Origin of the sequence: Flavonifractor plautii ATCC 29863 (assembly GCF_000239295.1) — a bacterium.
Taxonomy (GTDB): Bacteria; Bacillota; Clostridia; order Oscillospirales; family Oscillospiraceae; genus Flavonifractor; species Flavonifractor plautii.
The window spans coordinates 1-11,630 of record NZ_JH417756.1 but is presented as its reverse complement, the minus strand read 5'-3'; the positions used below and the strand labels follow the sequence as shown (position 1 = coordinate 11,630).

Genomic DNA, 11,630 nt, shown 5'->3' with positions numbered 1-11,630 from the left:
CGCGGCCGCCCCAGATGGGGCGGCCGCGTTTCTATTTGCGCAAAAACTTCATGTGCCTAAACCTTTGCACAGTTTCGTGGTGCCCCCTGTTCACATGAAGTTTAATACCTAAAACAGGAGTCCCCAGAGCAGGAATCCGCCGCAGGCGACCAGGCCAGTAAAGATCGTAATGATGACCAGATAGCCCATGATATTGCGGGCAGACAATCCGGCAATCCCCAGGGCGGGCAAGGCCCAGAATGGCTGGATCATGTTGGTCCACTGGTCGCCCCAGGCAATGGCCATGGCGGCCCGGCCGTACTCGATGCCCATCTCAGTAGCCGCAGGCATAACAATAGGGGCCTGCACCGCCCACTGCCCGCCGCCGGAGGGGACAAAGAAATTGATGATGCCGGCGGAAAGGAATGTCAGCACCGGGAAGGTGACATTATCGGAGATTTGGGTGAAGAAGTTGGCGATAATTCCGGCCAGGGACACCCCTGCATCGTTCTGCGCCACCATCAGTCCCATGATGCCGGCATAGAAGGGGAACTGGAGCAGAATGCCTGCCGCTCCGGAGGCGGCATCGGCGATGGCATCCACATACCTGCGCAGATCACCGTGGAGCAAAATACCCAGGAACAGAAAAATCATATTGACGATGTTCAGATCCAGGTTGAACCCCTTCTGCACAAAGTAATACACGATGTACGCAAAGCCCAGCACAAGAGTGATAAACCACAGGACCTTATTGTGCTCAATTTTCTCCGCCGGGGTATTCATGGTATAAGTCTTCTCCGCCTCGTCCACCAGTAAGGCTGGATCCACCGCAATGGTATGGTCGGTATCCGGATGCATGGCATAGTTGACGAAGGGCATGAGCACCAGGATGACAAGTACCATGACCAGGTTCATCGGGTGAAATATAGTGGCAGTAACCGGGGCCTGGTATACAACTCCAAGCACCTCGGAGCCCGTGCCGCCAATTTGCAGAGGGATGGACCCCGACAGGCCGGCGTGCCAGATCACAAAGCCGGAATAGGCGGAGGCAATCAGCAGGGGATAATCCACATCCCGTACCCGGCGGGCCACAGCCTTGGCCAGCAGGGCGCCGGCAATCAGGCCAAAGCCCCAGTTGAGCCAGCAGCAGATGGTGGACACGAAGGTGGTAACCAGGATTGCGCTCTTTTTGTCGTGAGCCAAGGTGGCAATCGCTGCCAGCGCCTTCTTGCACGCCTTGGCGGAGGCCATGGCGGAGCCCAGCACCAGCACCAGGGCCATCTGCATGGCGAAGGACAGCAGGCTCCAGAAGCCATCCTTGACTTCGCCCTGGCCCCCCCAGGACCACACCAATTCCAGGGGACCCTGCTGCGTACCGATCATGGCAGCGATAAAGACCACGATGGTCAGGATGATGGCGAACAGGAATGGATCCGGAAGCCACCGGTTCACAACCTGCACGCAGCCATTGGTAAAGCGTTTGAACATGAAACAACCTCCTCTGTATCTCTCTCCGCCACACACACTCCATGGCAGGAACTGTCTAAATCATAGCAACCTACTTCTCTCGTGTCAATAAAAACCTATAAGTCTAGTATAAATTCTACAGAGCCGTATTGAGAACCGGCAGGTTTCCTTCTCCTACCATCCTCATTTCTTCATGGACATACCCAGGCCCCCACCGTCTTCTACGGGCGGTGAGGGCCTGGGTATGGGGTTTGCAGTTATTCGAAGGGCGCCATCTCCCAGCGGATAAAGTAGCCCTGTGGATGCTTGCAGACGGGGCACACGGCGGGAGCCATGGTGGCGTCGATAATTTGGCCGCAGTTGAGGCACATCCACTTGACCTGAACATCGGACACAAACAGCTTGTCCTGCTCCAGCAGCTCAGCAAACTTGCCGAAGCGGTCGCCATGGGTCTTTTCAATTCCGGCAATCATGGAAAAAATGTGGGCAATCTCCGGGAACCCCTCCTCCTGGGCGGTTCTGGAAAAGCCCGCGTAGTCGTGGTCCCACTCCTGGTACTCATTGTGCTGGGCCGAGCGAAGGTGGTCCAGAATGTCGGGAAACAGCTCTACGGGGTAGGTGCCGTCCACCTGAAGGTTCTGACCGGACACCTGCTCCAGCAGGTTGTAGAACACCTTGGCGTGGGCCCGTTCCTGGTCCGCGGTGAAGGTGAACACGCTCTCCAGTACATACAGGTTCTTCCTCCGGGCCAGTCCGGCTGCGAAGGTGTAGCGGTTGCGGGCCTGACTCTCGCCGGCAAAGGCCCGCATGAGATTGAGTCTGGTTTCACTTTGTGCAAAATCAGCGGACATAAAAATCCCTCCTGTTTTATGGATACCGTAAGCATATCCACAACCAGAAAAAACCATACAAAAAAGTACAGCAAAGTTCTCCGGCGGTTAGCACAGCACAGAGCATACGGACTCGAAACCCCTGAGCGGGATGTTTCTTTGCTCTCAAACCGTGTTCTGTTTCGGCAGGTCTTCTGATTCATCGGATTCCCTGTGGAAATTTTTCCATTCCTATGGTATACTGAAAACTGATTTAATCCACGAAACAGGTAGGGATACACGGTGAAAGAGCGCAATGTAATGTTTACCGAGACTGATTTTAGAATTCTGGACTCTTATAAATCGGTGCTGGATGGTCTGGCTGCTTACCTTGGGGATGGATACGAGATCGTATTGCACAGCCTTCACGATTTGGACCATTCCGTAATCAAAATTATAAACGGTCACTATACTGGCCGACGCGAGGGCTTCCCCATCACAGACCTGGCTCTGTCCATGCTGGCAAAAATCGAGGAACGGCCCGACACAAACTGCATCACTTACTTTAACCGAAACCAGAAAGGCGAACCCCTTAAATCGGCCACCATTGTAATTCGCAATCATAGCCGCATGGCTATCGGCCTGCTGTGCATCAACTTTTATATGAACACCTCGATGTTTCAATTTCTGCAGAATATGACTCCGCCCGCCGCACAGACTCCGGATTCTCCCGTGGAGGAGAGCTATGTAGAGAATGTGGATGAACTGATTGTCCAGGCGGTGACCGAAGCCAGCCAAAAGGTTCAGAACGACAGCGCCATTTCAAACGCCAACAAAAACAAAGAGATTGTCAGTATTCTTTACCAGAGGGGAATCTTCAACCTGAAAGATGCGGTCGTCAAGGTCGCTGGCCTCATGGGTATCTCCAAGAACACGGTTTATATGCATGTACGCAATCTCAATCACGGCTGAAAAAGGCTGGAACCGGTTTGGTTCCAGCCTTTTTTATAATCAGGGCTTTTTGTGGAGAATCGCGCCGTCCGGGCCCTCATAAATCCGGTCCCACCCGGTCAGGATCGATACGGTCAGCACAACAAAGAGGACCATGGGATAGAACGCCCCACTGAAAATCTGCAGCGGGGTCACCGCAGGCAGATAGGAGTACTCCTCCAGCAGCGGCTCAATGGACGAGGCCGAGATGAAGATGAAGGCGCTGATAAAAGGGAGGATTGCGGGGAAGGTGTTGGCGTAGCCTGTCAGGAAATTGGCGCGCCGGTAGGGGTGAATCTGGTGTCTGGCGCCCAGCTCATCAGCCACGGAGCCGAAGGTAAGTACCGAGGCGCTGGTCACACCTCCTACCAACAGGGTGGTAAGCATGGAGCCCAGCCCAATGAGCAGCTCAGCCCCGCGGGCCGTGCGCGCAAACCGGCTGTTGCAGATGCCTTGAATCATGCGCTCCATCGTGCCGCTCTCGTTGAGTACGCCCATGGCGCCGAACAGGGCCATGCAGAACAGGCAGATACCGATCATGCCGGTAAAGCCGTTATAGATAAAGCCGGTGGCCGCGCCGTTCTCCACCCCCAGGATGTCAGAGGGACCGAAGGTACCGGAGAGCAGGCCCACGGCAATGCCCGAGACGAGGCCCGCCGTGACGGCCTTGAAGATATCGCGGGTGCGGATCGACACAAACAGGAGGACGGCCACTGGGATGAGCATGATGAGGCCCTTGGGGTCCATGTTGGCCTGAAGGATCTCATCCGCCCCTTCCATGACTGCGCCGCTGCCGCCGCCGAATACGGCGAAGAGCACCAACGCGATGCCGCCGGCGATCAGGGCGTATTTCAGGCGGTAACCCACCGTGCCGGCGATATCGGCATAACCCTCCTTGGTTCGGAACCGTTGGTTGGTTGTGGATGCAATGGTCACATCAGAGATGGGGGCCAGGTTATCGCCGAAAATTGCACCGGAGAGGATCGCGCCCGCCAGGATTGCGGGGTGGCTGCCCAGCAGGATTCCCGCCGGATACAGGATGGGAAACACCGTGGTCAGGGTCCCGATGGAGGAGCCGGTAGCCGTGGTAATCAGACAGGCGGCCAGGAATGTAAAGGCCGTAAAGATGCTGCCCGGCATACCGACCATGTGTGCCATCCAGACAAAGCCCTGGGATACCCCGCTGATGGCCATCAGCTTGGTAAACATACCAATGACCAGCAGGATCACCACAATACTTACGGAGGTGGAGCTTCCGATTCCACGCAGCACCGCATCCCAGTAGGCACCATAGGTTTTGCAAAACAGCGCGCCTATCAGCAGCCCCAGGAAGCCGCCCACCGCCAGGGCGTTCATATCAAAGACCTTGTAGCCCACAAAATAGACCACACAGAATACCAGGAAAATAAGCATGGGTACAACGGACCACCACTGTCCGCCCCGGAACTCAACCGGATATCTCTTTCTCTCTTCCATTGCTCAGGAAACCCCCTTCTCCTTTCCCAGCTTCATGAGTGCGGCTTTGACACGCTCCAGCGCCGTCACCATCTGCGCGTCCTCCCGGAAGGCTCCGAATACAATCCGCAGGTGTCCCTCCCCTTGTGCGCCGTACGGGGTGCCGGCGTTCACCACCACGTTGGCCTCCTTGATGATGTAGGCGTTGACCTCGTCGGCGGTGCCGAGCCGGGACACGTTCACCCAGCAGAGGAAGGTGCTCTCCGGCATGGCCATGGACACACCGGGAATGGAGTTGAAGATCTCATAAACGATTTTGCGGCGGCGGTCAAAGATGCGGTTGTACTCCTCCAGGAAAGAGGCATCCTTCAACGCAGCAATGGCTCCCAGTTGAGAGGCGGTGTTGGTGGCTCCGATCACGCTTACGGCGCTGCCATAGTACACATCCATGATGTGGTCGTCCGCCACGATGTAAGCCACCCGGTAGCCGCTGAGCGCCATTCCCTTGGAGATGGAGCATACCGTGACGGTGCGTTCCCACATGCCTGGCAGGGACGCAAGGGTGACAAACTCCACCCCGTCGTACACCGAGTCCTCAAACGCTTGGTCGCACACCACAATCAGGTCGTTCTTAACTGCAAATTGGGCCAGCTTTTCCAGACTCTCTCTGCGCATAACGGTAGTGGTGGGGTTGTTGGGGTTGGTAAGGACAATCATTTTGGTGTTTGGCGTCAGGCGTTTTTCGAACTCCTCGATCTCCAGTTGGTATCCGTTCTCCTCCCGCAGGGGGACCGGCACCGTTACACCGCCGAGGATTCTGGCGTTCAGGAAGTTGTTTGGATAGCTGGGGTCGGGCACCATGACCTCATCGCCTGGGTCAATGAAGGGCATCATTGCAAACATCAGGCCGGCATCTGAACCGGGCGTAATAATTATGTTGCGCTCCGGGTCCACATCCAGGTGGTTGAATGCCTTGAGCTTTTTCGCCAGTTCCATTTTCAGCTCCATATTGCCGATGGGCATGGTGTAATGGGCGGATGTCCCGTCCTCCAGCCCCGCCAGAGTAGCCCTTTTCACGTGCTCCGGGATCGCCGGGTCGGGATAGAAGGGGTCGGCCCAGCACATCAGAGCCGCGCCGTTGGCAATGAGGTCGTTCAATGCCGTTCCCACATCGGCTTTGGAGACTTTTTCAAACAGTCCCCCCTGAATTCCCCGGAACTTTTTGCTGATCTTATCCTGGACGCTCATATTCCATACTCCTTTCTCTTCTGCTTTACGGCAAATTCCGGTCCCCAATCATATATAAGCGGCTGTCAGTCCAGTTCGGCAACCGCCTCAATCTCACACAGGGCTCCCTTGGGCAGATCCTTCACCGCCACACAGGAGCGGGCAGGCTTGGAGGTAAAATACCTGGCATATACCTCGTTGAAAGCGGCAAAGTCGGCAATGTCGGCCAGAAAGCAGGTGGTCTTGACCACCTTTTCAAAACCGGAGCCAGCAGCCTCCAGAATAGCGCCCACATTTTTGCAGCTCCACTCTGCCTGGGCGGCGATGCCTTCGGGCATGGCCCCGTCGGCGGGATTCACCGGAAGCTGGCCGGAGGTAAACAGAAGCTTTCCGGTGGAAATCCCCTGGGAATAGGGTCCAATGGCGGCGGGCGCCCCTTTTGTCTGGATAATGTTCATAAGAAATCGTCCTCCTCTATTTTTGATTCTGTGCAGATTATATCACTGAAATTTATTTTAGTCAATGCATTTTTCTTTATTTCAAAAAAACCGTCCTCCCTCGTACGAGGGAAGACGGTTTCGGGAACGCTCCCGCGATTTGAATTACAGCATTTTCTCCAGCTCGGTCCGGATGGCCCGGATGAACTCCAGGGAGGTGACACCCCTGGCGGGGATCTCCCCATCCCACAGGCCCACCAGATCCTTTGTCATGGTGCCCCCCTCGATGGTGGCGATGGCAGCCGCCTCCAGCTTGTCGGCAAACTGCCCCAGAGCGTCAATGCCGTCCAGCTCTCCCCGCTTGCGCAGGGCGCCGGTCCAGGCAAAGAGGGTGGCCACCGGGTTGGTGGAGGTCTCCTCCCCCTTCAAATACTTGTAGTAGTGGCGGGTGACGGTGCCGTGGGCGGCCTCATACTCATATTTGCCGTCGGGGCTCACCAGCACAGAGGTCATCATGGCCAGGGAGCCGAAGGCGGTGGAAACCATGTCGCTCATCACGTCGCCGTCGTAGTTCTTGCAGGCCCAGATGAAGCCGCCCTGGGAGCGGATCACCCGCGCCACCGCGTCGTCGATGAGCGTATAAAAGTACTCGATGCCCAAGGCGTCGAAGGCGGCCTTATACTCGGCGTCGAAGATGGCCTGGAAGATGTCCTTGAAGGTGTGGTCGTACTGCTTGGAGATGGTGTCCTTGGTGGCGAACCACAGGTCCTGTTTGGTGTCAATGGCGTACTGGAAGCAGGAACGGGCGAAGGAGGCGATGGAGCTGTCCTTGTTGTACTGCCCCTGGAGCACGCCGGAGCACTCAAAGTCGTAGACGGTCTGGCGGAATTCCTCCTTCCCGTCCGCGCCGGTGAACACCAGCTCGGCCCTGCCGGGGCCGGGCACCCGGTACTCGGTGCACCTATAAACGTCGCCGTAGGCGTGGCGTGCGATGGTGATGGGATGCTTCCAGGTCTTGACCACCGGGGAGATGCCCCTGACCATGATAGGGGCGCGGAACACGGTGCCGTCCAGGATGGCGCGGATGGTGCCGTTGGGAGACTTCCACATCTGGGAGAGCCGGTACTCCTCCACCCGCTGGGCGTTGGGGGTGATGGTGGCGCACTTGACCGCCACGCCGTACTTCTTGGTGGCCTCGGCGGAGTCCACGGTCACCTGGTCCTTCGTCCGCTCCCGCTCGGGCAGGCCCAGGTCGTAATACTCGGTTTTCAGGTCGATGTAGGGCAGGAGCAGCTCGTCCTTGATCTGTTGCCACAGCACGCGGGTCATCTCGTCCCCGTCCATCTCCACCAGCGGGGTAGTCATCTGAATCTTTTCCATGGTCTCCTCCTCGGTTGGTTTTGTCGCATTTCCTGGGCCAAATTATACCCCTATCCGGCAAAAATGGCAAGGGATTCCGTGTGTTTTGCCTCTTGTCCCGCCCGGGTTGGATCGGCTATACTGGAACACAGCCACAAAGAGAAAAGAGGATTGTCCCGTGTTCAGCAAGCAGGCCCTGCGCAGGCTCATTCTGCCCTTAATTATCGAACAGTTTCTGGCCGTCATGGTGGGCATGGCGGACATCATGATGGTCTCCTCCGCCGGAGAGGCCGCCGTCTCCAGCGTGGCGCTGGTGGATCTCATCAACGTCCTGATCATCAATATCTTTGCCGCCCTGGCCACCGGGGGCGCGGTGGTGTGCGCCCAGTCCATCGGCGCCCAAAACCTGGAGCGGGCCAACCGGGCAGCCAACCAACTTCTGTATATCGTCACCGCCGCTGCCCTGGGAATCATGGTTCTGGTGCTTTTCTGCAAGGCAGGGCTGCTGGGCCTGCTGTTCGGCCAAGTGGAGCCGGAGGTGATGGAGGGGGCCGTCACCTACTTTGTCATCTCCGCCCTTTCCTACCCCTTCATCGCCGTCTACAACGGCTGCGCCGCCCTGCTGCGGGCCATGGGCAACTCCAAGGCCTCCATGTGCGTCTCCGCCTACATGAACGGGCAGAACATTGCGGGCAACGCTGTCTTTGTGTTCGTGTTCCACCAGGGTGTGGCGGGCGTGGCCCTCTCCTCCCTGCTGTCCCGCATCGCGGCCGCCGGACTCATGCTGGCCCTGCTCCACGGCCGGCGCAACCCCGTGCGGGTGTCCGGCCTGCTCCGCTTCCGATTCGAACCGGCGGTCATGGCCCAGATTCTCCGCATCGGCGTGCCCAACGGCCTGGAAAATAGCTTCTTTCAACTGGGCCGGGTGCTGCTGGTAAGCCTGATCTCCACCTTCGGCACGGCCCAGACCGCCGCCAACGCCGTGGCTAACAACATCGACAATTTCGGCGTCATTCCCGGCCAGGCCCTGGGCCTTGCTCTCATCACCGTGGTGGGCCAGTGCGTGGGGGCCGGGGACTGGGATCAGGTGCGCTCCTACACCAAGCGGCTGGTCAAGCTCACCTACCTGTGTACCTGGGGGCTCAACGCTGCGCTGCTGCTGGGTCTGCCCCTCATCCTGCGCCTCTACAGCCTGACGCCAGAGACCCAGTGGTACGCCGCAGTGCTCATCTTCATCCACAACGGCTGCGCAATGCTGTTTTGGCCCCTGGCCTTCACCATGCCCAATGCTCTGCGGGCCGCCGGTGACGTGAGGGTGCCCATGGTCATTTCCATCACCTCCATGCTTGTGGTGCGGGTGGGAGGCAGCTATCTGCTGGGCCTCCACTTCGGCCTGGGCGCCATCGGCGTGTGGCTGGCCATGGTGGGGGACTGGGTCGTTCGGCTCATCTGCTTCGTGCTCCGCGCCCGAAAAAAGCTGTGGCTGGAGCACCGCTGAATACGCGCACCCGAAGCCATTCGGGTGCGCGTTTTCTTTACCAGAGGTCCAGCGCGTACTGCATGCCCAGGCTCACTGCCGTGATGGCCGCCCAGCAGCACAAGCCCATCAGAATGGGTCTGCCGCCGGTCCTGACGAGTTTGATCAGATCGGTATTGAGCCCAATGGCCGCCATGGCCATGATGATGAAGAACTTGGACAGCTCCTTAAAAGGAGCAAAGGCCGCTGCGTCCACTCCTGCCAGGGACGCCCCCGTAGTAATCAGGGAAGCCAGCATGAAGAACAGGAGGAAGAAGGGGAACACCCGCCGGAGAGAGAAGCTTCCCTCCCCCGCGCCGCCTGCCCGCCTGGCCCGGGCGGTGCGCCGGAGAGCCAGCGCAAGGGTGATGGGGATGATGGCCAGAGTGCGGGTGAGCTTGACAATGGTGGCGGTATCCAGGGTGTTGGCCCCGGGGTGCATTCCGTCCCAGGCCGCGGCAGCGGCCGTGACGGAGGAGGTATCATTCACCGCCGTGCCGGCAAAGAGTCCGAAGCCCTCGTTTCCTAGACCCAGCAGGCCGCCCAGGGTGGGGAACAGGAGGGCGGCCGCCACATTGAACAGGAAGATGACCGAGATGGACTGGGCGATCTCCTCGTCGTCCGCGCCGATGACCGGGGCGGTGGCCGCGATGGCGGAGCCGCCGCAGACGGATGAGCCCACTCCCACCAGGGTAGAGATGTTGGAGGGGATATGCAGCAGCCTGTGCAGAAGGAAGGACACCACCAGGGAGGTGGTGATGGTGGACAGGATGATGGGCAAGGACTGAATGCCCACCTTGGCGACCTCCGACAGATTCAGTCCGAAGCCAAGCAGGATCACGGCATATTGCAGGATTGTTTTTGATGTGTAGGCGATGCCCGCCTGAGCCCGGCCCTTATCCCGGACAAGCAGGGCGATGGCCATGCCCGCCAGGATGGCGAACACCGGCCCGCCGATGACCGGGAGCGCCCGGCCCAGCATCCAGCAGGGAATGGCGATGCACAGGCACAGCAGCAGCCCGGGCCCTCTCTCGTTCCAGTGCTTCATGTCATACTTCCTCTCTTTCTGATGGGTTCCCCTATCATACCGTAAAATTTCCATCAGGTAAAATGATACTTATTTATTTTTCTATAAGAAATATTTATTGCTTCTTTCCCCCGTTTCCTCCCTTGCCCCCGGAGCGCTTTTCCTGTATAATGTGGTACAGTATTGCGCAACTGCGTGGAAAGGGAGCCTTTTTATGCTGCAAACGGTCATTCCACAGGGGTACGCCCCCTGTCTGAACCTCTATGACACTCAAAAGGCCATTGGCCTGCTCAAGCGCCTGTTTGAGGATACGCTGGGCGGCGCGCTGCACCTGCGCCGGGTCTCCGCCCCCCTGTTTGTGGAGGCCTCCACCGGCCTGAACGACGATCTCAACGGCGTGGAGCGGGCCGTCTCCTTCGACATTCCCGACGCCGGGCGGGACGCACAGGTGGTCCACTCCCTGGCCAAGTGGAAGCGGATGGCCCTCTACCGCTACCAGTTCTCCGTGGGTGAGGGCCTCTACACCGATATGAACGCCATCCGCCGGGACGAGGAGCTGGACAACCTGCACTCCGTCTATGTGGATCAGTGGGACTGGGAGAAGATCATTGCCCCCCGGGACCGGAACGCCGACTATCTCCGGCAAACCGTGCGCACCATTGTCTCTGCCATGGCAGAGACCCAGCACACCCTGCGCTCGGTCTTTCCCCAACTCACCGCTCTTCCTCCGCTGGGGACGGAGGTCTCCTTCGTCACCACCCAGGAGCTGGAGGAGCTCTGGCCCGACCGCTCCCCCAAGGAGCGGGAGGATGCCTGGGTGAAAGAGCATCCCGTCACCTTCCTGATGGGCATCGGCGGCGCGCTCAAGTCGGGCCGCCCACACGACGGCCGGGCCCCCGACTACGACGACTGGACCCTCAACGGGGATATCCTGGTGTGGAACCCAGTGCTGGAGCGGGCTTTTGAGCTGTCCTCCATGGGCATCCGGGTGGACGCCGCCGCCCTGGACCGTCAGCTCACCCTCGCCGGGTGCGAGGCACGGCGGGAGCTTCCCTTCCACAAGCTGCTGCTGGAGGGCAAGCTGCCCCTCACCATCGGCGGCGGCATCGGCCAGTCCCGCCTGTGCATGCTCCTGCTGGGCAAGGCCCACATCGGCGAGGTACAGGCCAGTGTCTGGGATGAACAGACCATCCAGGCCTGCCGCGACGCCGGGGTGATTCTGCTCTGACGCCGATTGGGCCTTGCCCAGGCCCGCGCCTTTGGGCGCGTCCAAGCGTTTTGCTCTGCAAAACCTTGATGCCGGGGCGATTCATTCGCCCCGCGCAGATAAAATCTGCGGGGTCCCCGCCCGGCCACGGCCGGGC

General features: G+C 58.9%; 10 protein-coding genes. 3 read left to right on the top strand and 7 right to left on the bottom strand.

Annotated elements, in window-relative coordinates; translation table 11 throughout:
• Positions 1–108: 108 nt before the first annotated feature.
• Both HMPREF0372_RS08950 and rbr read right to left on the bottom strand, forming a co-directional pair.
• Complete coding sequence (locus tag HMPREF0372_RS08950) at positions 109–1,467, bottom strand: short-chain fatty acid transporter (protein WP_007491151.1); 1,359 nt, start codon at positions 1,465–1,467, stop codon at positions 109–111.
• Positions 1,468–1,703: 236 nt separating this feature from the next.
• The gene (rbr, locus tag HMPREF0372_RS08945; RefSeq protein ID WP_007491149.1) at positions 1,704–2,297 is read right to left on the bottom strand and encodes a rubrerythrin; all 594 of its coding nucleotides are present in this window, start codon (positions 2,295–2,297) and stop codon (positions 1,704–1,706) included.
• Between the two features lie 261 nt (positions 2,298–2,558).
• Between rbr and HMPREF0372_RS08940 the strand changes: the two genes are divergently transcribed.
• Entirely contained in the window at positions 2,559–3,227 is a 669-nt protein-coding gene (locus tag HMPREF0372_RS08940; protein ID WP_338029194.1) for a helix-turn-helix transcriptional regulator, read from the top strand.
• A gap of 39 nt (positions 3,228–3,266) precedes the next feature.
• Here HMPREF0372_RS08940 and HMPREF0372_RS08935 read toward each other — a convergent pair whose 3' ends face one another.
• The 4 genes from HMPREF0372_RS08935 to HMPREF0372_RS08920 all read right to left on the bottom strand — a co-directional run bounded on the left by HMPREF0372_RS08935 (position 3,267) and on the right by HMPREF0372_RS08920 (position 7,744).
• Positions 3,267–4,721 (bottom strand): Na+/H+ antiporter NhaC family protein, encoded by a 1,455-nt coding sequence (locus HMPREF0372_RS08935; RefSeq protein ID WP_007491145.1) that lies wholly within the window; start codon positions 4,719–4,721, stop codon positions 3,267–3,269.
• Between the two features lie 3 nt (positions 4,722–4,724).
• Positions 4,725–5,948 (bottom strand): pyridoxal phosphate-dependent aminotransferase, encoded by a 1,224-nt coding sequence (locus HMPREF0372_RS08930; RefSeq protein ID WP_007491143.1) that lies wholly within the window; start codon positions 5,946–5,948, stop codon positions 4,725–4,727.
• A 65-nt stretch (positions 5,949–6,013) separates the two neighbouring features.
• On the bottom strand, positions 6,014–6,385 hold the full coding sequence (locus tag HMPREF0372_RS08925; RefSeq protein WP_007491142.1) for a RidA family protein: 372 nt from the start codon (positions 6,383–6,385) through the stop codon (positions 6,014–6,016).
• 144 nt (positions 6,386–6,529) lie between these two features.
• Positions 6,530–7,744, bottom strand: a complete 1,215-nt coding sequence (locus tag HMPREF0372_RS08920) for an NADP-dependent isocitrate dehydrogenase (protein ID WP_007491140.1) — start codon at positions 7,742–7,744, stop codon at positions 6,530–6,532.
• 157 nt (positions 7,745–7,901) lie between these two features.
• Between HMPREF0372_RS08920 and HMPREF0372_RS08915 the strand changes: the two genes are divergently transcribed.
• Positions 7,902–9,221 carry an MATE family efflux transporter gene (locus tag HMPREF0372_RS08915; protein ID WP_007491138.1) on the top strand — a complete coding sequence of 440 codons (1,320 nt, stop codon included), beginning with the start codon at positions 7,902–7,904 and terminating at the stop codon, positions 9,219–9,221.
• Positions 9,222–9,258: 37 nt separating this feature from the next.
• Here the strand turns inward: HMPREF0372_RS08915 and HMPREF0372_RS08910 are convergent, their stop codons facing one another.
• Complete coding sequence (locus tag HMPREF0372_RS08910) at positions 9,259–10,287, bottom strand: YeiH family protein (protein ID WP_039997049.1); 1,029 nt, start codon at positions 10,285–10,287, stop codon at positions 9,259–9,261.
• Between the two features lie 193 nt (positions 10,288–10,480).
• Between HMPREF0372_RS08910 and asnA the strand changes: the two genes are divergently transcribed.
• Entirely contained in the window at positions 10,481–11,494 is a 1,014-nt protein-coding gene (gene asnA / locus HMPREF0372_RS08905) for an aspartate--ammonia ligase (RefSeq protein ID WP_007491134.1), read from the top strand.
• Positions 11,495–11,630 lie beyond the last annotated feature (136 nt).